Raw genomic sequence first — 23,197 nt, forward strand, 5'->3', positions numbered from 1 at the left:
ACCAGCAGCGCGCACGCTGCGCACCAAAGCCGACTTCAGGCTCCGAACTGGTGCGCCAATACTCACAACATTGTCCACAAGCCCCATTACAGAGCCCTCGCACCACTTCGGCACAGACCTTGCAAAAACCCTCCCAGTGTTCGTATCGACCCTTAAAACAACGAGACATCTGGAGATCGGCCCATGAAGCGTCGTAGCTTGATCAAAGCGTTCACCCTCTCGGCATCCATTGCCGCCATGGGTCTGACCTGGACGGTGCAAGCCGCCGAGACCATCAAGGTGGGGATTCTGCATTCGCTGTCCGGGACCATGGCGATCTCTGAAACCTCGCTCAAAGACATGGCCTTGATGACCATCGACGAGATCAACGCCAAGGGCGGGGTGAACGGCAAGATGCTCGAACCGGTGGTGGTCGACCCGGCGTCCAACTGGCCGCTGTTTGCCGAAAAGGCCCGCCAGTTACTGACTCAGGACAAGGTTGCGGTGGTGTTCGGTTGCTGGACCTCGGTGTCCCGTAAATCGGTACTGCCGGTGTTTGAAGAACTCAACGGCCTGCTGTTCTACCCGGTGCAATACGAAGGCGAAGAGATGTCGCCCAACGTGTTCTACACCGGTGCAGCGCCTAACCAGCAAGCCATCCCGGCGGTTGAGTATTTGATGAGCGAAGACGGCGGCAGCGCCAGGCGCTTCGTGCTGCTGGGCACCGATTACGTGTACCCGCGCACCACCAACAAAATCCTGCGTGCGTTCCTGCATTCCAAAGGCGTAGCCGACAAGGACATCCAGGAGGTCTACACGCCGTTTGGTCACAGCGATTACCAGACCATCGTGTCCAACATCAAAAAGTTCTCGGCAGGTGGCAAGACCGCGGTGATCTCCACCGTGAACGGCGACTCCAACGTGCCGTTCTATAAAGAGCTGGCCAACCAGGGCCTGAAAGCCACCGACGTGCCGGTGATTGCGTTCTCGGTGGGCGAAGAAGAACTGCGCGGCATCGACACCAAACCATTGGTGGGCAACCTCGCCGCCTGGAACTACTTCGAATCGGTGGATAACCCGGTCAACAAGAAGTTTGTCGACGACTGGAAAGCCTACGCCAAGGCCCACAACTTGCCGGGCGCTGACAAAGCCGTGACCAACGACCCGATGGAAGCCACCTACGTGGGCATTCATATGTGGGCGCAGGCGGCTGAAAAAGCCAAGTCTACCGATGTCGACAAAGTACGCGAGGCTATGGCCGGCCAGACCTTCGCCGCGCCGTCGGGTTACACCCTGACCATGGACAAGACCAACCACCACCTGCACAAGCCGGTGATGATCGGCGAGATCCAGGATGACGGCCAGTTCAACGTGGTATGGCAAACCCCAGAGCCCATCCGCGCCCAGCCATGGAGCCCGTTCATTCCTGGCAACGACAAAAAACCGGACGCCCCGGTGAAAAGTAACTAACCCCCGTAATTCCCTGTAGGAGCGAGCTTGCCTCGCGATCTTTTGATCTGCCTGAAAGATCGCGAGACAAGCTCGCTCCTACAGATTGCGCAAGGCTAAAACTATGCCCACTGCCCTTTTTCGTTTTATCTGCGCACTCTTGGTGTTATTGCCACTGGGCGCTTACGCCGATGACGCCAGCGATTTCGCGGCGGCCAATAATTCGGTGCAGGCCCAACTTCTCGAAAGCTGGGCGGCCCAGCCCACGCCCGCCCGTATTGAGCTGATCAACAGCCTGCAACAGGGGCAAGTCACCGTCGACGGCAACGTCAAAACCTTGCGCCTGAACAACCGTCTTCGCGGACTGGTTGAGACCGCCCTGGCCAGCCACCAACTGCTGGCCGCCGACCCGAAACTGCGGCTGAGCGCCGCCCAGCAACTGCAAAAATCCGCCAAACCGGCGCAGCTTAAATTCCTCGACCAACAACTGGCAGAAGAAACCGACCACGATGTGCACACGGCCTTGAGCCTGGCGCTGGCCAATCTGCAACTGGTCGATCCGGACCCCGCCGTACGCTTGAGCGCCGTGCGTTTGCTCGGTGAAACCGGCGAACCGCTGGCCCGCACCCGCCTTGAAAACCTGCTGCAACCAGACGTCGAAACCAACGCCACGGTGCGCACCGCCGCCGAAACCAGCCTGGCCCAGGTCAAACGCAAACTGCTGATCGGCGACCTGCTCGGCCAAGCCTTCAGCGGCTTGTCGCTGGGTTCGATTCTGCTGCTCGCGGCCCTCGGCCTGGCCATCACCTTCGGCCTGCTGGGGGTGATCAACATGGCCCACGGCGAGATGCTGATGCTCGGCGCCTACTCGACCTATTGCGTGCAGTTACTGTTTCAACGCTTCGCCCCCGGCGCCATCGAGTTCTACCCGTTGCTGGCCCTGCCGGTAGCGTTTTTCGTGACCGCCGCCATCGGCATGGTGCTGGAGCGCACCATCATTCGTCACCTCTATGGCCGCCCGCTGGAAACCCTGCTGGCGACGTGGGGCATCAGCCTGATCCTGATCCAGCTGGTGCGCGTGCTGTTCGGCGCACAAAACGTCGAAGTGGCCAACCCGGCCTGGCTTTCGGGCGGGATTCAAGTGCTGCCCAACCTGGTGCTGCCGTACAACCGTCTGGTGATTATCGTCTTCGCCCTGGCCGTGGTGTTCCTGACCTGGCTTCTGCTGAACAAAACCCGCCTGGGCCTCAACGTGCGCGCCGTCACCCAGAACCGCAACATGGCCGCCTGCTGCGGCGTACCGACCGGCCGCGTGGACATGCTCGCCTTCGGCCTGGGCTCGGGCATTGCCGGGCTCGGCGGCGTGGCCTTGAGCCAGATCGGCAACGTCGGCCCGGACCTGGGCCAGGGCTACATCATCGACTCGTTTCTAGTGGTGGTGCTGGGCGGCGTCGGCCAACTGGCGGGCACTGTGTACGCGGCCTTCGGGCTGGGCATCGCGAACAAGATTCTTGAACCACAGATCGGCGCCGTGCTCGGCAAAATCCTGATCCTGGGGCTGATCATTCTGTTTATCCAGAAGCGCCCGCAAGGTCTCTTCGCGCTTAAAGGACGGGTGATCGACTGATGAATCAGCCTCTGATGCTTACCGCCACACAAAAAGCCGGGCCCACCGTGACCGCACTGGTCGGCGGCCTGATCCTGCTGGTGCTGCTGGCCATGCCGCTGCTCTCGCTATTGCCCGCCGACAGCCCGTTCCAGGTCTCGGCCTACACCCTGACACTGGTGGGCAAGATCCTCTGCTACGCCATCGTTGCCCTAGCGCTGGATCTGGTCTGGGGTTACGCCGGGCTGCTGTCGCTGGGCCATGGCTTGTTCTTTGCCCTGGGCGGCTATGCCATGGGCATGTACCTGATGCGCCAGGCCTCGGGCGACGCGTTGCCAGACTTCATGACCTTTTTGTCGTGGACTGAATTGCCGTGGTACTGGGTCGGCACCGAGCACTTCTGGTGGGCAATGTGCCTGGTGGTGCTGGCGCCCGGTTTATTGGCCCTGGTGTTCGGTTTTTTCGCCTTCCGCTCGCGGATCAAAGGCGTGTACTTCTCGATCATGACCCAAGCGTTGACCTTTGCCGGGATGCTCCTATTTTTCCGCAACGAAACCGGGTTTGGCGGCAACAACGGCTTCACCAACTTTCGCAGCATTCTGGGCTTTGGCATCACTGAGCCCGGCACCCGGGCGGTGCTGTTTCTGGCCACGGTCCTGTTGCTGGTAGCCAGCCTGTTTGTCGGTTGGCGCCTGGCCCGCAGCAAATTTGGCCGGGTACTGACTGCGCTGCGCGACGCCGAAAACCGCCTGATGTTCTGCGGCTACGACCCGCGCGGTTTCAAGCTGTTTGTCTGGGTGCTGAGTGCGGTGCTGTGCGGCCTGGCCGGAGCGCTGTATGTGCCGCAAGTGGGCATCATCAACCCCGGTGAAATGTCGCCGACCAACTCCATCGAAGCCGCCGTGTGGGTCGCCCTGGGCGGGCGCGGCACCCTGATCGGGCCGCTGCTCGGCGCGGGCGTGGTCAACGGCATGAAGAGCTGGTTCACCGTGGCCTTCCCTGAGTACTGGCTGTTCTTCCTCGGCGCGCTGTTTATCGTCGTCACGCTGTACCTGCCCAAGGGCATCATCGGCCTGTTGAAGAAACGGGGTGAACAATGAGGAACGTCATGCTCGAACCTGTACTCGACCCCAGCAAGGACTCAGGCAGCGGCCGCGACGCCATCGGCTTGGGCCACACTGCTGGCAAGGGCCTGAACACCCGCCACGGCACCATCCTGACGCTCGAAGACATCAGCGTCAGCTTCGATGGCTTCAAGGCCCTGAACAACCTCAACCTGTACATCGGCGTGGGTGAACTGCGCTGCATCATCGGCCCCAACGGTGCCGGTAAAACCACGATGATGGACGTCATCACCGGCAAGACCCGGCCCACCGAAGGCCAGGCCTGGTTTGGGGAAACCCTGGACCTGCGGCAAATGAGCGAAGTGCAGATTGCCCAGGCCGGGATTGGCCGCAAGTTCCAAAAGCCCACGGTGTTTGAAGCCTTGAGCGTGTTCGAAAACCTCGAACTGGCGCAGAAAACCGACAAATCGGTGTGGGCCAGCCTGCGCGCCACCCTCAGCGGCGAGCAGAAAGACCGCATTGCCGAGGTGCTCGAGACCATTCGCTTGAGCAGCTCGGCGCAGCGTCAGGCCGGGTTGCTGTCCCACGGCCAGAAGCAGTTCCTGGAGATCGGCATGCTGCTGATGCAAGACCCGCAGTTGTTGCTGCTGGACGAGCCAGTGGCGGGCATGACCGACGCCGAAACCGAGTTCACCGCCGAACTGTTCAAAAGCCTCGCGGGCAAACACTCGCTGATGGTGGTAGAGCACGACATGGGCTTTGTCGGCGCCATTGCCGACCACGTCACCGTTTTGCACCAGGGCAGCGTACTGGCCGAAGGCTCGCTGGAGCAGGTGCAGGCGGATGAACGGGTGATTGAGGTGTATCTGGGTCGTTAGATCAAATCCCCCTGTAGGAGCGAGCTTGTCTCGCGATCTTTTAGAAGATCAAAAGATCGCGAGACAAGCTCGCTCCTACAAAGGAATGAAGGAATCTGAACATGCTTCAAGTCGAAAAGCTGCACCAGTACTACGGCGGCAGCCACATCCTGCGCGGCCTGTCGTTTGAGGTCAAAGTGGGCGAAGTCACCTGCCTGCTGGGGCGCAATGGCGTGGGCAAAACCACGCTGCTCAAGTGCCTGATGGGCTTGCTACCGGTCAAAGAAGGCAGCGTGCAATGGGAAGGCAAGACCATTACCACGCTCAAACCCCACCAGCGGGTGCACGCCGGTATTGCCTACGTGCCCCAGGGGCGCGAGATTTTCGGGCGCCTCACCGTTGAAGAAAACCTGCTGATGGGCCTGTCGCGCTTTCCCGGCTCAGAAGCCCGCGAAGTGCCTGCGTTTATCTACGAACTGTTCCCGGTGTTGCTGCAAATGAAGCACCGGCGTGGCGGGGATTTGTCCGGTGGCCAACAGCAACAACTGGCGATTGGCCGGGCGTTGGCCAGCCGCCCACGGCTACTGATCCTCGACGAGCCCACCGAAGGCATTCAGCCCTCGGTGATCAAGGAGATCGGCGCAGTGATCAAAATGCTCGCGGCACGCGGCGACATGGCGATTTTGCTGGTGGAGCAGTTCTACGACTTTGCCGAAGAACTGGCCGACCAGTACCTGGTGATGTCGCGGGGCGAAATCGTTCAGCAAGGCCGAGGTGAAAATATGCAAACAGAAGGTGTGCGCGGGCTGGTGACGATTTAATCTGTCACTCTTTCCGGGTAAAAAGTCCTACATATGAACGTGCCTGCCAACACCGCGCTGTTCACCCCCAGCTGGCACGCCGAGCTGGCGCTGGGCTATGGGCGTTTTGGCGACAGTACGCGCCCGACCCTGCGCCGCCACCTCGGCCCGCTGCGGGTGCAAAAGCACCTGTACGCCGAAGGCCCCGAAGTGTGCCAGCACATCATCGTCCACCCGCCCGGCGGGATTGCGGGCGGTGACCGGCTGGACATCCGCGCCAGCGTCGGGCCCGATGCCTGGACGCAACTCACCAGCCCCGGCGCAGCCAAGTGGTACCGCGCGGCGGGCCCGGCCTTCCAGAGCGTCGAACTCAACGTGGCCGCAGGCGCGACCCTCGAATGGCTGCCACAAGAAACCATCGTGTTCAGCGCGGCCCAAGCCGAAATCAGCACACGCATTGAGCTTGAGGGCGATGCCCGGCTGTTTTACTGGGACATGGTGGCGTTGGGCCGCATGGCCAGTGGCGAACGGTTTGAGCGCGGGCATTTTCAATCGCACCTGGATATCCGTCGCGACGGCCAATTGCTCTGGCATGAGCGCCAGCGCATCGTCGGCGATGACGGGCTGCTGGACTCCCCCATCGGCCTGGACGGCAACCCGGTATTTGCCACGTTATTGGTGACGGGTGAAATCAGCGCTGAACTGCTGGAAACCTGCCGCAGCCTGCCGAACCCGGTACGCGGGGATTTGACCCAGTTGCCGGGGTTGCTGGTTGCCCGCTGCCTGGCCACCGAAGCCTTGCAGGCGCGGGGCTGGCTAATTGAATTATGGCGCTTGCTGCGCCCGGCACTGCTGGGCCGCGAGGCGCTTGCACCCCGAATTTGGAGCACTTGATGCACTCTCTGTAGGAGCGAGCTTGCCTCGCGATGTTTTGAGCGTTTAAAAGATCGCGAGGCAAGCTCGCTCCTACAGTCCCTATTTTTCTGATTTAAACACGGACTCCACCATGGACCTGACCCCACGCGAAAAAGACAAGATGCTGATCTTCACCGCCGGCCTGTTGGCTGAGCGTCGACTGGCCCGGGGGGTGAAACTCAATTACCCGGAAACCATCGCCTATATCTCTGCCGCCCTGCTCGAAGGCGCCCGCGATGGCCGGACCGTGGCCGAACTGATGCACTACGGCACCACCCTGCTGTCGCGTGAGCAGGTGATGGAAGGCATCCCGGAAATGATCCCCGACATTCAGGTTGAAGCCACCTTCCCTGACGGCACCAAGCTGGTCACCGTCCACCAACCCATCGCCTGAGGCTGCGCCATGTCTTACGTTATTCGTGATGCCGTCGCGGGCGACTTGCCTGCCATTCTCGACATTTACAACGATGCCGTGCTCAACACCCTGGCGATCTGGAACGAGCAAACCGTCGACCTCGACAACCGCCAGCAGTGGTTCGACGCCCGCCAGGCCCAGGGGTATCCGATTTTGGTGATCGTTGACGATGCCGATGTTGCCTTGGGCTACGCCTCGTTTGGTGACTGGCGGCCCTTTGAAGGCTTTCGCCACACCGTCGAGCATTCGGTGTACGTGCACCCCGACCAGCGCGGCAAAAAACTGGGACCCAAGCTGCTTGCTGCACTGATTGAACGCGCCCGAGGCTGCGGCAAGCACGTGATGGTGGCGGCCATCGAAGGCGGCAATGCGGCCTCGATTCATGTGCATAAACAACTGGGTTTCGTCACCAGCGGGCGCATGCCGCAGGTCGGGATCAAATTCGGCAACTGGCTCGACCTGACCTTTATGCAACTGATGCTCTACCCCGGCGCACTACCACCACAGGAGCGTGGGCAATGACCACTGAACAACCGACTCAAGTCACCGCGTCCACGTTCGCGCAGTACCGCGAAGGCTTGATCGAGCTGCTGGTCGACGCCGTAAAGCACGGGGCCTCGGTCGGCTTTATGGGCGACTTTGACCTGGCCCAGGCCAATCGCTACTTCGACGATGTGCACACGCAACTGGCACAGGGCAACCTGCTGCTATGGGTGCTGGTCGAGGATCAGCGCGTGCTGGCCAGCGTTCAATTGGCGCTGTGCCAACGGGCCAACGGCCTCAACCGCGCCGAAGTGCAAAAGCTGCTGGTGCTCAACGAAGCCCGCCGCCGTGGTCTGGGCCAAGTGCTGATCCATGCGCTGGAGCAAGGCGCACGCGAGCAAAAACGCGGCCTGCTGCACCTGGATACCGAGGCCGGTTCACCCGCCGAAAACTTCTACAGCGCGCTGGGCTACACCCGTGTCGGCGAACTGCCCAACTATTGCCAAAACCCTAACGGCACCTACGCGCCGACAGCCATCTACTACAAAACCTTGAGTGAACCGCAATGATTCCAGGCGAATACCGGATTGAAGCGGGCGAGATCGAACTCAACGTCGGTCGCCGCACCCACACCCTCAGCGTGTCCAACCGTGGCGACCGGCCGATTCAGGTGGGCTCGCACTATCACTTTTTCGAGACCAACGACGCGCTGATGTTTGATCGCGGCGACAGCCGTGGCATGCGCCTCAACATTCCGGCGGGCACAGCGGTGCGCTTTGAGCCCGGGCAAACCCGCGAAGTGGAACTGGTGGAACTGGCCGGGCTGCGTCGCGTGTTCGGCTTTGCCGGGCGTGTGATGGGAAATCTGGATTAACCGCTCTTCCCCTGTGTAGGAGCGAGCTTGCCTCGCGATCTTTTGATCTTCCAAAAGATCGCGAGGCAAGCTCGCTCCTACAGGTCCGGTCTAACTGTCTTAGGAACGTGCAATGAAAATATCCCGCCAGGCTTATGCCGACATGTTCGGTCCTACTGTGGGTGACAAGGTTCGCTTGGCCGACACCGAGTTGTGGATCGAGGTCGAGCAGGATTTCACCACCTACGGTGAAGAAGTAAAGTTCGGCGGCGGCAAGGTGATTCGCGACGGCATGGGCCAGAGCCAGTTGCTCGCCGCCGAGGTAGTCGACACGCTGATCACCAACGCGCTGATCATCGATCACTGGGGCATCGTCAAAGCCGATGTGGGCCTTAAAGACGGCCGTATCCACAGCATCGGCAAAGCCGGTAACCCGGACATCCAGCCCAACGTGACCATCGCCATCGGCGCCAGCACCGAAGTGATTGCCGGTGAAGGCATGATCCTCACCGCAGGCGGCATCGACACGCATATTCACTTCATCTGCCCCCAGCAAATCGATGAAGCGCTCAACAGCGGCGTGACCACCATGATCGGCGGTGGCACCGGCCCCGCTACGGGCTCCAATGCCACCACCTGCACCTCCGGGCCGTGGCACATGGCGCGCATGCTGCAAGCCGCCGATTCGTTCCCGATGAACATGGGCTTCACCGGCAAGGGCAACGCCAGCCTGCCGCAGCCGTTGATCGAGCAGGTCGAAGCCGGTGCCATCGGCCTCAAGCTGCATGAAGACTGGGGCACCACGCCCGCGTCCATCGATAATTGCCTGAGCGTGGCCGACCTGTACGACGTGCAGGTGGCGATTCACAGCGACACGCTGAACGAGTCCGGCTTTGTTGAAACCACTCTGGCCGCGTTCAAGGGCCGCACCATTCACACTTACCACACCGAAGGTGCAGGCGGCGGCCACGCCCCGGACATCATCAAGGCCTGCGGTTTCACCAACGTGCTGCCCAGTTCGACCAACCCGACCCGGCCGTTTACCCGCAACACCATCGACGAACACCTCGACATGCTCATGGTCTGCCATCACCTGGACCCGAGCATTGCCGAAGACGTGGCCTTCGCTGAAAGCCGTATCCGCCGCGAAACCATTGCCGCCGAAGACATCCTCCACGACCTTGGCGCGTTCTCGATGATCAGCTCCGACAGCCAGGCCATGGGCCGGGTGGGCGAGGTGATTACGCGCACCTGGCAAACCGCCGACAAAATGAAGAAACAACGCGGCCCGTTGCCGGAAGACACGCCCGGCAACGACAACTTCCGCGCCAAACGCTACATCGCCAAATACACCATCAACCCGGCCATCACCCACGGCATCAGCCATGAGGTGGGTTCGATTGAAGTGGGCAAATGGGCCGATCTGGTGCTGTGGCGCCCGGCGTTTTTCGGGGTCAAACCGACCTTGATTCTTAAAGGCGGAGCCATTGCCTCAAGCCTGATGGGCGACGCCAACGGCTCGATCCCAACGCCGCAGCCGGTTCACTACCGCCCCATGTTCGCCAGCTACGGCGGCTCGCGACATGCCACCAGCCTGACCTTTATCAGTCAGGCGGCGGCCGACGCCGGGGTCCCGGAAAAGCTCGGGCTGAAAAAGCAGATTGGCGTGGTCAAAGGCTGTCGCGATGTGCAAAAAACCGACCTGATCCACAACGGCTACCTACCACACATCGACGTTGACCCGCAGACCTATCAGGTCAAGGCTGACGGCGTGTTGTTGTGGTGCGAGCCCGCCGACGTGCTACCGATGGCGCAGCGGTACTTTTTGTTCTGACAACCAGCTGCACTGAACAAAGCTGCCCGCGACGGGATCATCGCGGGCAGCTCTCAGTGATGCCGTCGGGGGCTTGATTTTTTGCCGCTCGGGACCAAGCTGGATGAAGGACGTTGTATGAAGGCGTACTATGCGTCACCTTTTTATGACTACCGCTCTTGCAGCAAGGTGTACGGCCATGCGCCTATCCCAGTTCATCGTGGAAAATGTTGATCGTATCGTCGATGAATGGGAGCAGTTCGCCGCCACCATCACCCCGGCCGCCGAAACGATGGACAGCGCAGCCCTGCGCGACCACGCCAAAGCCATTTTGCTGGCGGCCTCACGCGACATGGTCACGGCACAAACCGCCAGCGAACAACAGGCCAAGGCTGAGGGCGAAGGCCCGGAAAAAACCCCAAGCCTGGACCGCGCGTCTGCCAGCCACGGTGAATTGCGCCACGCCGTAGGGTTTGACCTGGTGCAGATGACCTCAGAGTTTCGCCACCTGCGTGCTTGTGTCATTCGTCTGTGGGTAAAAAACGTCGAAAGCCCCGACCAGAATCACCTTCACGACATGATTCGCTTTAACGAGGCGATTGATGAAGCGTTGGCTGAATCCACGGCGGCCTATGCAGAACAAGTCAATCGCTCGCGGGACATCTTCCTGGCCATTTTGGGCCACGATCTGCGCGCCCCCTTGCAGGCAGTCAGCTTTTCCGCCGAAATGCTCCAACGCAAAGCCAAACTGGATGACCAGGCGCTGACTTACGTGGCTGCGATCAAAAATGGCACCCACTACATGGGGGCGATGATCAGTGATTTGTTGCAGTTTGTGCGCAGCCGGCTGGGCAGCGGAATGCCCATTGAAAGGCGCTTGATGAATTTGGCTGACGCTTGCCAGAGAGCCCTTGAAGAAGCCTGCGCAGGGCAGCCCAATTGCACACCGACCCTGCACATAGAGGGCGACGTTGAAGGCTTGTGGGACCCGAGCCGCATCGGGCAGCTGTTACAAAATCTGATTGGTAACGCCCTGCAACATGGTGCCAGGCAGGGCGAAATCAACTTGAGTGTCGTGGGGAGCAGTGACGCCGTCAGGCTGTGCGTACACAACCTGGGCATTCCGATTGCTAAAGATGCACTGGTCTCTTTATTTGACCCGCTGGTGCGCAGCCCAAGCGAAGACGCCACATTGCCCGGCGCGACCACCAGCCTGGGGCTGGGTTTGTTTATCGTCAAAGAAGTGGTCGACGCGCACCACGGCGAAATTACCGTGACCTCGACGCTAGACCAGGGCACGACATTTACCGTGGTGCTGCCGAAGGCCTGAACGCCCCCGGCTGCAAGGCTCAGGTGGCTTTACGGCCTGCGACCTGATCGGTCAGTGACTTCATTAAGGCGTCTTTCTGGTCCAGAAATGACTGGGGCATGGCGTCGTATTCAAGGTCGGTCATGGCACGACCATAAACAACATCAGCGGGTGGAATGCCCAAATGACGGGCCGCAGCATCGATGGATTTTCGCAACGCACGTTGTGCCAGCGCCGGCAATGGATCAGTGAGCCCCAGGGTCTTTTGATCACTTTGGTATTCAAACAGAGCCAAAGCCTTTTCATCCAGCGCCGCGAATCGGGCGCTGTTGGTACGCTCGATAAACTCGCGCCAGAACGGGATTTTAATTATCTGATTACGCAGCCCCTCCCCCTCTTCCAGCGCCAGCACTTGGCTGTACGCAGCGTCAAGCATGGCGGGGGTCACGTCGGGCTCGGCGAAGAACATTTCCAACTGCCAAGGCAGGTCCAGACGCTTGGCCAGCAAGGTGGTGTAGGCGAGATGGATCTCCACCTCGTCGATCGTTTTCAACCGATTGCCTTGAGCATCAAACTGGGGAATAACAAGGTCCTGCGCATCGTATTTTGGAAATGGGCGACCTTGCGCCACTAACTCACGCACTCGCGCCCGGGCAATCCGGCTCAGTTGATCCAGACGAGCCCGACCACGCGCCAGATTAAACAGTTCGAGCTTGCTCAGGGCCAGATCGATGGGTTCCAGGCGCAATGCCTCATACAGCAACACTTCGACCCCCATGGCGTTAAACACCTGCAGCCCGGCGTCCGTACAGGTAATAGGCGCATTGGCCATAGTGAACAGCTTTTCGCGCACGGCCACGCTTTCATCCATGACTTCGAGCATTTGCCAGACCCGGGTTTGCATGTTGAGCTTAAAGTCATCAGGCCTGTTGCGCAGGTCATCCCCTTGCCGGGCCAGCTCATTGAAAAACGGTTCCGAGCCGTGAGCCTGTTCTAAACGGTCCCAAAGCGCCTGCTTCTCAGCCTTGTCTTTGACACCCGGCCCGCGGGTCCATTGGCGTCGCCCCTGCACGCCTGAAGGTGGGTTGATGCGTTCGGGGTCTATGCCGACAGAGGTTTTGTAGGCGTTGTATTTCTCCAGCACGGCATCTGAAACTCGATGGCGGCTCAACCGGGTTCTGGCCAATGTTCTGGCCTGATCAGAACCCGGCTCAACATCGGGAATATCAGTCAGCTCGTTGGCGGTAAGGTTCAAGCTGAATGTCTCGGGCCGTGGCTGATCAAACAACCCGGTCGGCCAGTTGCGCTGCTCGCATTGAGAAAGCTCGAGAACCTCCAGGGCAGGCATGCGGCTGATGTCCGGAGCTAACCCTAACGGATTAAGCGAAAGCCCCAAACGTTCCAGCAGGGTCAATTCCCTCAAGGCGGCGATGCCGCTCTCTGTCAGGTGTACAGTGCCTTCAGTCAGGACCAGAAACGCCAGGTTGCGCATGGAGCCCAACGCCTCAGGTAGACGCGTCAGTCGATTTTTATCAGCTTGCAACGAGCGTATGCGCTCAAAATTTGACAGAAAACCATCGATCGAATCGGTCACACCGGTCCCATTGAGATTGATATCCCGGACATGATCAAAGTTGGCCTCCAGCGGTGGCAGCGTGCCGAGTACCTCACCCAGCCCTGGCACGTCTTCAAAATTGATGCTGAACCCCAACTCGCGGCCCGCTTCACGTACCGCCAGATGAGTGGCCTTCTGCCAAACAGCAGTGAGTGTCTTGTGGATGTGCTGACGGAGACGAATTACCTGACCCTGTTCCCGTGTCAACCGTGGCGGCAGTGGCTGATCGTTGATCGGTGAACGGATCCATTGATTCAGGCTGGCATCCATCTGCCGGAACTCCTGCTCAAGCAGGCTGATTTTCTCTTCGGTGGCCTCCCCGTGCACACGCTGGAACTCCAGGAAGTCGGTGTAAATGTCAGGGCTGGCCGGGTCCCAGCGGTGCTGCACGGTCTTCTCCGGGTACAGCGCCCTGAAGCGCTCTTTAAGCGCCTGAAGCTTGAGGTGGGCCGCTGCCTCGCCAACACCCCGACCACTCAACGGGTAGCCTGAACGCTTGGGCGACAGACGAACCGGCGACTTGAAAAACGGTAACTCGTCGGGCGGTATTTTCAGCAATTGGCGCAAGCGCGATCGTGTAATGGCATGTTCGCGCAATAACACTTTTAGCGCTTCGCCCTGACCGGTATGCGGCAAACCAATTGAGGTGCGGTGCGCATCCGGCAACGCGTACTGCAAGCTGGCAATAAAATCATCCTGCCCGTGCAAAGACTGCCCCTGTGAGTCGAATGTCTCGTAACGGCCATCGGCATCCCTGACCAACACTTTTCGCTGGCTGGCGTTTTCGGCGCCGTACTGGCTTCGCAACGTGCCGTCGCGGTTGCCATCACGCACCTCAAGGCGCAAGTCATCTTTCCAGCCGGGCAGTGCCTCCAAAGAGTTCATCACCAAAATCTCAGTATCGGCGCTGACCATCTCATCCAGGTAAAGCCCCAGATACGCCTGCTCAATGCGCATCGCGCGCTGAACATGCAAGGCATTGAGTCCGAGCTTCATCGGGATTTTGCCTTGCTGTAACACCGCTTTTTCAGCCGGTGACGCGTCAGCCAGCAAGCCGCGAATGCGCGTCGTGGTCAACCGCGGGTAAGCCCTCTGAATCAACCCCAGCGCTGCGGCATCGGGGTCATTCACAGGGATAACATCATTGAAGATGCTCTCAAACAAACGCCCGGCGTTATCTGAGGCGTGCGTGGCCAGTTTTTCCCTGAGCATCTGAACACGCTCCTGCTCCTCAAAAGGCACCGATTCGCCCAGCAACTGCTCAAGTTCGGAGCGCGAGAAGCGGTCGACCACGCGTTCGGGCAACTTTCCGCTCATCAGCTCAACGTCGCTGATTTTTATGACGTCTGCCCCGGTGGCCTGAGCATTGCCAAACCGTTTGGCGGTCGTGAGCGGGCTCGCGGCCTCATACACCTCAAACGCGACGTTCTGTGGCCAGCGTGGTAATTCGAGGGTAAAGGTCACGGCAAAGGTGCACGTCTCGCGCGGCATTCGCCCGGCCAGGATGTGCGGGCCGACACCGCGAGCCTTGGAGTTGGCGGCATAGCGTTTGAGCGTGTCTTTGAGCGCGGCGGGAATGGGCTCGTTGTCGACGTACATACGCCGCAGATCATCAAAGGACACATCGCTAATGCGCAGCGCCTGCCTGAATTCAGCGTCGCTGAACCCCTCTGTCACAGTGCCCAGGCGCTGCCTGAGGGTCTCGTCACTCCAGGTCAGGGGCTGCTCGGTTTCATGTACCCAGACACCCTCGCCGTTGTGCCGGAACACCGGTTGATACGCGTCGCTGCGCGTGGGGTGCTGAGTCCGGTACTCACCGGTGACGGGGTCCGTGTTGAGTTCATAGTGTTTGCCTTCGTGGGGCAGGACCTCTTGCTCCCCGACCACGTGCAGACCTGCTTCATTGGCCCGCGAACTCGACGGGACACCTTGTGAGCGCTCATAGGGTGCAAGCTCGGGTTTCCACAGGCGCGTCTTGCCGTTGAGCAACGTGATGGTTTTGAGTTTCTGAATGACCGGGCTCACCGTGAAATGGGCAACCACAGCTCCCGCAGCAGCAATAGCGAGATTTTCAATGACATCCGAGAAGTGCGCCCAGGCGGACCGTACATCCCCCGCAGACCAATCAACGATGCCCTCTATGGTTTCGTGCAACAGTTGAACGGCCATGGCCGACAGCATGACCAGCCCCAGCTCCGGCACGACGAATGACACCGTATTGAGCACCAGCGTAAACAAGTTGAAGTAGTGCGACGTGCGCCGAATCAGGTAGGCGGTATCCGCATCTTCAGTGGAAATCGCCAGGCATCGCCCATCCGCGAGGCTTTTCTTGATCATGACCTCCAATAAGTGTTGCCACAGATCCGGCTGGTACCACTCATCGCGAGGGTTCAGCGGTACCACGCCGACGTAAACCGGGGGCACAGCCAACAGTACCCGTGCCGTGTAGTCAGGCAGATCCACTGGCGACTTGTCCCTGATACTCGACCCCGTCCCCGCGCCGCCTGGCGGCATGTGCGACGTGTATGTATGCAGGTCCACTGGCGAGTTGGCCCAATGGGGCCAGCGACCGTCCTCCGTCACCCTGCCGCCAGGCAGCGCCAAGGGCTGCACGGGTGCGTGGGTCAACGGCCCGGTCAGGCGGTTGTAATACTCCGGATGCTTGTTCTGGTCGATGAACTGGCTCAGAAACCGCTGATAAGCCGTGAGTTCAGAGCTTCTGGGTACTGTCAGGCGTTCGGGCGTCAGTTTTTTCGTCAAGTCGGCCTGAAAGGCATCATGTGAGGAGTAGTACTTGAGCGGATGATACGGGTCACCAGGGATCCAGACGATGATCCACGACGCGGGAAAGAATTTGATCCGCGGCTCAAACACCACACAGCCCCTGAGGGTCATATCCCACAAACGGACAGATCGGTACCAGACCTGCTTCCCTTCGATCCTCGCCGGCTGAGGTCCCGATATGACCACCAACAGCATCTTGAAATGCTCAACGGTGATATCGCCCTTGAGCATGGCCACATAGGCATCGGCCATCAGCGCCGATTTATGGTGATCCATAAAGTGCGATTGCAGCAGGGACTGATAAATCTCGCTTTTTGAATCAAGAAAAGTCTTCAAGTAGGTCTGGTACAACGTGCCCAGATCCAGGGATCGGCACAGCTGAACAAACGCCTGAATCGAGAGGAGCGTGACATACGGTTTGAAATGCCCTTGCTCATCGGGTCGCGAGATGAAGCCGGAGTCATCGGTGAAATGCCCGTCGCCGGTTTCGATCTCTTCGAAGTTGTGCAGCGCGGCCTGCAGCAATGACATCGTGCGAACGCCAAAGGCCTCGGAAACGCCGAAATCGTCATTCTCAACAGTGCTGTAAAGCCGTAGATACACCTCGTTAACGTCCATCGTATGACCGATGTCTTTCAACGCGGCCTCAAGCAGCGGCCTGGCAAAATCTGTGAGGGGCAGGATCTTGCCCATGGTTTTGTCGAGCTTGCCCTGCGCCTTGATCCGGGCCACGACCAATTTTTGCAGCTCGACTCGCTGTTCGGCAGTCACCGTCGAGTACCACTGCACCGCTTCGGGATTGGCACCTTTGAGCGCCTTGCGTCGAGCGGGTGAGAGGGTAATCAGGTGGTCTGGGATAGATTTTTTGATGAACTCATCGTGCTTGCCTTTGACAGCGACAGGCGGATTACCAGAAGGCTGGGGTATTGGAGAATCGGGCATCGGGATTACCTGGATGAATGGAATGAGTCATCAGGTTATCCAGTGGCAGCGGCGTTCAAGGGCTATCTATATATGGACTGGCGAGTAAAAAACCAAAAGCGCGGGTCAGTGCGCGCCTTGGGTTCGAGACACGTGTTACGCGTTAAAACGGATGGTCTGCCATTTCCTGGCGGGTCAGTTCTTTGAGCAACTCTCTTTGTGCCGCGTTATGGGCTGACCTGATCACTTCCTGGCTGCTTTGGAAGAGCTCATCGGAGAGTGCGCGCTCGCCAAATTCCAATTGATCGCACTGGCTGATGTACGTATTGCGCACTTGGGTAAACCGGTCGCGGTATTTGCTTTTCAAGAACGTCACCCAGAAGTCCCGACTGGCGATGAAGTCCAGTAATTGGCTACCCGAGGCTTCGTCGCGCAACACTGCCCGGCGTATGCTCTCCAGCCCCGATGCCGGGACAGAAGGCAAGCTCTCAAACGCCTCGGCACTGGGTTGCGCCGGTAATTGCAGGAGCTTGGCCAGCGCGATGCGCAATACCAGACGCAGGTCTTGCAATTGCACGACATCTTGGGCCCCCATGCCGTCCAAAAAGCGGTAAGCCAACCGTTCATTTTGCAAATGCTGGGCCCAGCCTTCCACCTGATCCAGGCGAAATACACTGCGCGCCAAGCGCAACAGCGCATGCTCATTGCCCGACTGATCGGCCGCAGCCTTCGCCTGCGCAACCGATGTCAATAGCTCAAAGTCACTGAAGGTCAACGCACTCGACTCCGCACTGGTTGACCCTATGCGGATACGCGCGATCAGCGTCTCTCGCAACTCGTTGCTCTCCCCCAGTGCTTGCAAGACAGCACAGGCGCGTTTGGCAAATGCCGCGCGCGTACGCTCATTGACGTATTCGGAACTGTCGCGCAGCCCGCCCAAAAACCCGCGCAAGTCTTCAGCGAACGGGTCCTGCTCAAGGTTCTTCCAGATCGCTGTACGCCTGGCAGCGCTGTCATCAACACCGCTTAATAACCAGGCATGCTGGGGTTGATCGGTCACGCTGTGGGGGACGCGCGCCGAGGTGTCGCCCATGCTGATACCGGTGCGTCTGACATACAGATCCAGTCGCTCTTGCGATGCGGGGACCAGCGGGTTGCCATGCAGGTAGGTCACCTCGCCCAGGTGTGACGGGCTGCTGAGCGCCGCATCGGGGATCACGCCGATAGCGTTATCGCGCAAATCCAGGCTCCTGAGGGTGAGCACTGTCTCAACCCCCACCGGCCACTCTGTCGCGTGTGTACGGCGTAGGTTGAGGTATCGCAACTGCTCAAGGCCGCTGACATCCAACGGCAAGCCCAATGGGTTGTCGGACAGGTCCAGCTCCTTGATGTTCACCCGCTCAGCCAATGTCTTGACCCCCTCGGCGGTCAACTCGATGGCGTTATGGCTCAGGTCGAGCTTTTGCAGGCGTTTCATTTCAGTGAGCGCCAACGGCACGCTTTTAAGCTGGTTGTGTTGCATCGACAGCCAGCGCACCTGAGGGAAACTCTGCAAAAATTGCTCAGGCACGCGGGTCAAGGCCATGTCATCCATGACCAGCACCGAGATATGGCTGAAGTCACCGACAAGCTTGGGCAAGTCACCGGCAGGCATACCGCTCAGGTCAAGCATGTAGCCGCGCATGTCAGGTAAATCTGCAGGCGACAGTCGCCCGGCCTCAAGGTAGCCCGGCATGCCGCCCGAACCTTCCTGCACGTAGCTTTCCCGGCGCCAGGCACGTCGAATTGCATGGCTGACGGCGCGCTTGATGGTGCCCGGCAAGACATCCCGGCGCGCGGCAACAGAATGCTCGGGCAGCGGCACGCTGCACCATGTGCGCAAAGCATCATCCAGGGCTTCCTGCTCCAGTTGAAGCCGCGCCAGTTCGGCCTCTGGCCACACCTTGCGGGTTTCCAGGGCGCTGACCAGTTCCAGGCATTGCTCACGGGTGTATGTCGGATAAAGGTCTTGTACGCGACGAACCAGTAGCCCCGTGCGCGCTGTGCCGCGCTCCCCGCTCAACGGATAACCCAGCCGCCCATTGGCAAGGCGCATGGGTGACTTGAACCAGGGTTTGATTGGCTGTAAGCCCAACGCAGTGCGCGTTTGCTCAGGGTGGTTGTGTACATGCTGCGCGAAATCATTGCGCAAGCCCCGGTCCCCCTTCATCAAGCCCAAGGCATGCTGTGCCTGCAAAGCAGTCAACGTCGGGTCGGTTCGCCGCCGATACAGTACGGGGTCTTTGTCCAGATAGTGTCTGCCCCGCTCCGTCTGCGCAAAAAACGCCGTGATCAGCTTAAGACTGAGTGTCGGGTCTGCTACGTCCAGAAAACAGCCTTCCAGCGCCCGGGCGGTTTTCACCTCATGGGCATACAAACGCAGCTCTTCGGCCAGGCGCAGGGGCACTTTTCGCAGAGCGTCAAAGCTCTTGATTTCGCTAACGCTCGCCCGCTCAATCACTTCACTGACCACACGGGTGGGCAAGCTCGGGTATTGCTGGTGAATAGTCGCCATCAAGCCATCAGAAAAATGTTCGCTGCGCGCATAACGCAGGTTGAACAAGGCCTGTTTCTGCGTTTTCGCGAAGGATGCGACGCGCTCGGTCAACGCAGTGGTGCGCTGTTCGGGCGTGACCGCTGCGGCCCCGAGCAACGCCGTGGCATCGGCCTGGGGGATCAGGGAGGCGATGGTTTTGAACAGGCCGTCACGCGCAAGGTCTGCGCTGACGATGCGCAAGTCCTGGGCACTACGCCCGTTCAGCGATACATAGGACAGCACCTTGCCCTCGGCGTCCAGTAATTGAACGCCGCGCCCTGCTGGCCAGCCGGGCAGTTTAAGCATCAGGTGCAGAATGTCCGGGCTGTCTTCCCAGCGCACTGTTTGCGGGGCTTGCAGCCGGGCGATCAATTGCTCGGTTTCCTCTGCCATCTTGAAGCGCTTGAGGGTATCGAGTACCAGACCTGGCGGGCGTTCTCGCTGGACGTGGCTCCAGCGAAGCGCACGCTCATGGGGACTAACGATGCGGCTGACCTGCTCGATTTTTGCTTCGCTTAGCGGGTATTTATAAGGCCATGCCCTGTGCAACGCCTGCGCAGTGTTCCACTCGGCCGGTCGCTCCAGCGCCAACTGCCAGGCTCCGTGTTCGTTATGTTCGAGGGTCGGGGTGTAAGTGTCGGCGCGAAAGGGGTGCTGCACCTGCCAGCGCTGCTTGCCAACGTCGAAACGAACTTCATACGCATGCCCCTGGATGTACACGTACTGACGCTCATCAACGCGGTAAATGCCTCGGGCATCAGGCTCCAGATGCGGGTCAATCATGACCTTGCTGCGGTAGGGCGTGAGGTCGACCTTGAACAGCTTTTTATCTCCGTTCGCCTCGAGAACTGGCGCCATCTTGTTCAACAGCGCGGGATGGTTCAGTGGCGGCTTGAGCGAAGCCCATGCCGAACTGGCACGTGCCCCAACGCCCATCACCAACAGGTTTTGCGCCACGGAACCAAAGTGCGCAATCGCCTCTTTGATCTCACCATGGCTCCAGTCCTCCACCCCGGTATAGAGCTCGGACAGTAATTGCACCGCCGTGGCCAGCATCAGCATTTCACCCAGCCCCGGCACAAAAAAAGCCGCCAGGTTGAACACGGGTTGACCGCTTTCAAACAAAGAGGCGACGCGCTGGGCAAAGGACTCTGCAGCTTCATGATCGGTGGGCACAACCAGAGCGCGGGCGTTGTTCAGGGTCAAGGTCGAATACTGGCGGTACAAGGCAAACCAGGGCGGCTCACCGGTATCGCGCAGGGCAATGTTCAATTGAGGCGCACGATGCCATTCATTAACCGGCACGCCGGATGTCGTGAGCCCTTTGAAACGCAACGCACGCTGCAACTGCGTCATCAATGCCGACTGATAACGCAACTCCACCGTCTTTTTAAGCGCCATGCGCGGGCCTGTTTCACGCAGGCGAAGGGCCAACTGCTTATTGAAGTGCTCCAGTGAAGGGTATTCAAACAGTGGCCGCTCTTTGTCGTGAGGCATGTACACCATGCAGGGCAGCGCAGTTTCGCCCGCCCTGGCCTTGCCGATAAACAGCAAGGCACCGTACAACGGGCACGGGCCGTAGCTGCCACTGGCGAGTTTGATCGACAACAGGCTGAGGCTGCACACCCGCACCTCCCTCACGCCCCAACGCAGTTGGGCCTCGCCCCCCAGCCACTGCTGCAACAGGGTGTGACCCGCCCGACTGATAGCGTTGCCCAGGAACGCCTTGTAGCTCAGCCATGCGAGGCGGCTTTTTTCATGGGCAATAAACTCGGGGGCAATACTGCCGGGGAGCAAATCAGCCCCCGTGGTTTCCACAGCAGGGAACACGGTTTTCAGATAACGCTGGTACTGCTCGCCCAGGTTCAGGGACCGGCACAGGTTGGCAAATTGCAACGGGTTCAATGGCGAGCGCGCCTGGCTGTCGCTGCGCTCCAGAATAAACGCCTCACCGCCCGGCTCAGCACTCAGTTCGGCACTCGACACGTTCTGCAACGCCGCTTCAAGCAACGTCATATGCGTTGTGTTGACGATCGGAATCAATGACCTGGGCAACAAGAACTGCACAGGGTCTTTAATCGCATCGCCCAAGGGGTTAAGCGACAGGCGCTTGATGCGCACCAAAACGTTGCGATCGACATCAAACCCGGTAAGCCGCAAAGCTGTGAGTGCCTTGATCAGCAGAGGCCGGGCAAACGCCACAGGGGACGTGATGGCCTTGATCCGCGTGGCCAGCGCTGCTTCATCACGGTGATGATTGAGCAGGGCCTGAATGACCTTGGGCTTGAGTTCGTTGTCGGCTGACAACAACCAGCCCGGCATGCGCTCTTTGGCCAGCGCCGAAAACTCATCAACAGCCGTCAGCGCCTGATCGTGGTCGGGCAGCGTGCCGCCGGCAGGCGGCGTGGAGGGAACTATCATCGTGATGACCTGAAAGAGGGGACAGGTCATCACGTTAACGAGCCGCTTGCCGGTGCTAGCGGTACTTATCTATTCCCGGCGACAGAGCGTGGAGCCCGGTGCGATCAATCCACCGCAAAACGCGCCAGCCGATGCTTGAGCCGCTGGTTCTCGACGCGCAACTGCTGCACTTCATCAATGAGTTCCAGCGCCAGCGCCACCCCTTCCCACTCAATCTCCAGGTCCTGGTGCAGCTTGGCCGCACGCCTTGCAATAGACAGCTCATAGTCGGCAAAACGCCACACGTCCGGCGTGCGGCCCTGAGGTTCGATAATTCCGTGTTCGACAATCTCTATCACGTAAGTGGCCGGGATATTGGCCTCTTCGCAGAACCTTTCCATGTCCAGCTGAACGATCAGGGTGCTGCTCATGATCAATTACTCCATTGGGCTCTCGGGTCGAATGCTGCTTTTTCAGCGAGTTCTTGCCACAGGGCTTTGGCCGCCTCATCACTTTCTTTAGGCATGACCACTTTCAATTGGGCGTACAAATCGCCGCGCAGGCCTTTTTTGTCTGCCAGGCCGTGGCCCTTGATGCGCAAACGTTGACCGCACTGGCTGTCCGGACGAACGGTCAGGTTCAGCTTGCTGGTCAAGGTCGGCACTTGCACCTTGGTGCCCAACGCGGCTTCCCACGGTGCCACCGGCACGGTGATGACCAGGTCGTGGCCTTCTACGTCGAACTTGGGGTGCGGCGCAAAACGAATGATCAGGTATAGATCACCATTGGCCCCGCCGCCCACACCCGGGCCGCCCTGGCCTTTAAGGCGAATGCGCTCGCCGTCGGTCACACCGGCCGGGATTTTAACGTTGAGGGTCTTGCTCACGCCGCCGATCTGGAAGCTGATGGGCTTCGATTCGCCGGACAGGGTTTCTTCAAGGAAAATCGGCAATTCCATTTCAACATCCTGCCCACGACGGCCCGCACTGCGGCCAGATTGCCCACCAAAGCCGCCGCCGCGCGATCCGAAGATCGAGCTGAAGAAGTCTGAAAAATCGCCTTGATCCTCGAAGCCACCGCCCGCGTGGCCTTGCCAGCCCGGCGGCCCCTGGAACGGTTGGCCATGCTGGCCGTATTTACGCATTTCATCGTATTCGGCGCGTTTATCGGCGCTTTTCAGCGCTTCATACGCCTCATTGACGTCCTTGAATTTCTCCTCGGCGTCTTTTTCCTTGCTCACATCCGGGTGATATTTGCGCGCCAGCTTGCGATAGGCGGTCTTGATCGCCTTGTCGTCAGCCGTGGGCTCGACACCCAGGATCTTGTAATAGTCTTTGAAGTCCATGTAAGGCTCACCAT

At 59.6% G+C, this 23,197-nt stretch carries 16 protein-coding genes; 12 read left to right on the plus strand and 4 right to left on the minus strand.

Annotation, left to right across the window (positions count from 1 at the left end; genetic code table 11):
• Window positions 1–183 precede the first annotated feature (183 nt).
• From urtA to TU84_RS00525, 12 genes are all read left to right on the plus strand, one after another.
• Window positions 184–1,449: an urea ABC transporter substrate-binding protein gene (gene urtA, locus TU84_RS00470; RefSeq protein WP_048366536.1), complete on the plus strand. Its 1,266-nt coding sequence runs from the start codon at window positions 184–186 to the stop codon at window positions 1,447–1,449.
• 103 nt (window positions 1,450–1,552) lie between these two features.
• Window positions 1,553–3,055, plus strand: a complete 1,503-nt coding sequence (gene urtB, locus TU84_RS00475; RefSeq protein WP_048366537.1) for an urea ABC transporter permease subunit UrtB — start codon at window positions 1,553–1,555, stop codon at window positions 3,053–3,055.
• Entirely contained in the window at window positions 3,055–4,134 is a 1,080-nt protein-coding gene (gene urtC, locus TU84_RS00480; protein WP_048366538.1) for an urea ABC transporter permease subunit UrtC, read from the plus strand. Before urtB ends, urtC begins: the two co-directional genes overlap by 1 nt.
• Window positions 4,131–4,976 (plus strand): urea ABC transporter ATP-binding protein UrtD, encoded by an 846-nt coding sequence (gene urtD / locus TU84_RS00485; RefSeq protein WP_048366539.1) that lies wholly within the window; start codon window positions 4,131–4,133, stop codon window positions 4,974–4,976. Before urtC ends, urtD begins: the two co-directional genes overlap by 4 nt.
• 101 nt (window positions 4,977–5,077) lie before the next feature.
• Window positions 5,078–5,776, plus strand: a complete 699-nt coding sequence (urtE, locus tag TU84_RS00490; protein ID WP_048366540.1) for an urea ABC transporter ATP-binding subunit UrtE — start codon at window positions 5,078–5,080, stop codon at window positions 5,774–5,776.
• A 33-nt stretch (window positions 5,777–5,809) separates the two neighbouring features.
• Window positions 5,810–6,649 carry an urease accessory protein UreD gene (locus tag TU84_RS00495; protein WP_048366541.1) on the plus strand — a complete coding sequence of 280 codons (840 nt, stop codon included), beginning with the start codon at window positions 5,810–5,812 and terminating at the stop codon, window positions 6,647–6,649.
• A gap of 112 nt (window positions 6,650–6,761) precedes the next feature.
• Window positions 6,762–7,064: an urease subunit gamma gene (ureA, locus tag TU84_RS00500; RefSeq protein ID WP_048366542.1), complete on the plus strand. Its 303-nt coding sequence runs from the start codon at window positions 6,762–6,764 to the stop codon at window positions 7,062–7,064.
• Window positions 7,065–7,073: 9 nt separating this feature from the next.
• On the plus strand, window positions 7,074–7,607 hold the full coding sequence (locus TU84_RS00505) for a GNAT family N-acetyltransferase (RefSeq protein WP_048366543.1): 534 nt from the start codon (window positions 7,074–7,076) through the stop codon (window positions 7,605–7,607).
• The gene (locus TU84_RS00510) at window positions 7,604–8,137 is read left to right on the plus strand and encodes a GNAT family N-acetyltransferase (protein WP_048366544.1); all 534 of its coding nucleotides are present in this window, start codon (window positions 7,604–7,606) and stop codon (window positions 8,135–8,137) included. Before TU84_RS00505 ends, TU84_RS00510 begins: the two co-directional genes overlap by 4 nt.
• A complete protein-coding gene (locus tag TU84_RS00515) occupies window positions 8,134–8,442 on the plus strand; it encodes an urease subunit beta (RefSeq protein WP_048366545.1) in 309 nt (102 codons plus the stop codon). Before TU84_RS00510 ends, TU84_RS00515 begins: the two co-directional genes overlap by 4 nt.
• A 112-nt stretch (window positions 8,443–8,554) precedes the next feature.
• Entirely contained in the window at window positions 8,555–10,255 is a 1,701-nt protein-coding gene (gene ureC, locus TU84_RS00520; RefSeq protein ID WP_048366546.1) for an urease subunit alpha, read from the plus strand.
• 178 nt (window positions 10,256–10,433) lie between these two features.
• Window positions 10,434–11,564, plus strand: coding sequence for a sensor histidine kinase (locus TU84_RS00525; protein ID WP_048366547.1), 1,131 nt, complete (start codon window positions 10,434–10,436; stop codon window positions 11,562–11,564).
• 19 nt (window positions 11,565–11,583) lie between these two features.
• Here TU84_RS00525 and TU84_RS00530 read toward each other — a convergent pair whose 3' ends face one another.
• From TU84_RS00530 to cbpA, 4 genes are all read right to left on the minus strand, one after another.
• Window positions 11,584–16,884, minus strand: a complete 5,301-nt coding sequence (locus tag TU84_RS00530) for a dermonecrotic toxin domain-containing protein (protein ID WP_048366548.1) — start codon at window positions 16,882–16,884, stop codon at window positions 11,584–11,586.
• 142 nt (window positions 16,885–17,026) lie between these two features.
• Window positions 17,027–21,859: an NEL-type E3 ubiquitin ligase domain-containing protein gene (locus tag TU84_RS00535; protein WP_048366549.1), complete on the minus strand. Its 4,833-nt coding sequence runs from the start codon at window positions 21,857–21,859 to the stop codon at window positions 17,027–17,029.
• Window positions 21,860–21,963: 104 nt separating this feature from the next.
• The gene (locus TU84_RS00540; RefSeq protein WP_048366550.1) at window positions 21,964–22,269 is read right to left on the minus strand and encodes a chaperone modulator CbpM; all 306 of its coding nucleotides are present in this window, start codon (window positions 22,267–22,269) and stop codon (window positions 21,964–21,966) included.
• A 2-nt stretch (window positions 22,270–22,271) separates the two neighbouring features.
• Window positions 22,272–23,183, minus strand: coding sequence for a curved DNA-binding protein (gene cbpA, locus TU84_RS00545; RefSeq protein WP_048366551.1), 912 nt, complete (start codon window positions 23,181–23,183; stop codon window positions 22,272–22,274).
• Window positions 23,184–23,197 lie beyond the last annotated feature (14 nt).

Source organism: Pseudomonas helleri (assembly GCF_001043025.1).
In the GTDB taxonomy this organism is placed as follows: Bacteria; Pseudomonadota; Gammaproteobacteria; order Pseudomonadales; family Pseudomonadaceae; genus Aquipseudomonas; species Aquipseudomonas helleri.

Bases quoted from the DNA above. Each gene is read 5' to 3' on its own strand.
- urtA (WP_048366536.1), top strand. From the start codon at position 184: ATGAAGCGTCGTAGCTTGATCAAAGCGTTCACCCTCTCGGCATCCATT.
- urtB (WP_048366537.1), top strand. From the start codon at position 1,553: ATGCCCACTGCCCTTTTTCGTTTTATCTGCGCACTCTTGGTGTTATTG.
- urtC (WP_048366538.1), top strand. From the start codon at position 3,055: ATGAATCAGCCTCTGATGCTTACCGCCACACAAAAAGCCGGGCCCACC.
- urtD (WP_048366539.1), top strand. From the start codon at position 4,131: ATGAGGAACGTCATGCTCGAACCTGTACTCGACCCCAGCAAGGACTCA.
- urtE (WP_048366540.1), top strand. From the start codon at position 5,078: ATGCTTCAAGTCGAAAAGCTGCACCAGTACTACGGCGGCAGCCACATC.
- TU84_RS00495 (WP_048366541.1), top strand. From the start codon at position 5,810: ATGAACGTGCCTGCCAACACCGCGCTGTTCACCCCCAGCTGGCACGCC.
- ureA (WP_048366542.1), top strand. From the start codon at position 6,762: ATGGACCTGACCCCACGCGAAAAAGACAAGATGCTGATCTTCACCGCC.
- TU84_RS00505 (WP_048366543.1), top strand. From the start codon at position 7,074: ATGTCTTACGTTATTCGTGATGCCGTCGCGGGCGACTTGCCTGCCATT.
- TU84_RS00510 (WP_048366544.1), top strand. From the start codon at position 7,604: ATGACCACTGAACAACCGACTCAAGTCACCGCGTCCACGTTCGCGCAG.
- TU84_RS00515 (WP_048366545.1), top strand. From the start codon at position 8,134: ATGATTCCAGGCGAATACCGGATTGAAGCGGGCGAGATCGAACTCAAC.
- ureC (WP_048366546.1), top strand. From the start codon at position 8,555: ATGAAAATATCCCGCCAGGCTTATGCCGACATGTTCGGTCCTACTGTG.
- TU84_RS00525 (WP_048366547.1), top strand. From the start codon at position 10,434: ATGCGCCTATCCCAGTTCATCGTGGAAAATGTTGATCGTATCGTCGAT.
- TU84_RS00530 (WP_048366548.1), bottom strand. From the start codon at position 16,884: ATGCCCGATTCTCCAATACCCCAGCCTTCTGGTAATCCGCCTGTCGCT.
- TU84_RS00535 (WP_048366549.1), bottom strand. From the start codon at position 21,859: ATGATAGTTCCCTCCACGCCGCCTGCCGGCGGCACGCTGCCCGACCAC.
- TU84_RS00540 (WP_048366550.1), bottom strand. From the start codon at position 22,269: ATGAGCAGCACCCTGATCGTTCAGCTGGACATGGAAAGGTTCTGCGAA.
- cbpA (WP_048366551.1), bottom strand. From the start codon at position 23,183: ATGGACTTCAAAGACTATTACAAGATCCTGGGTGTCGAGCCCACGGCT.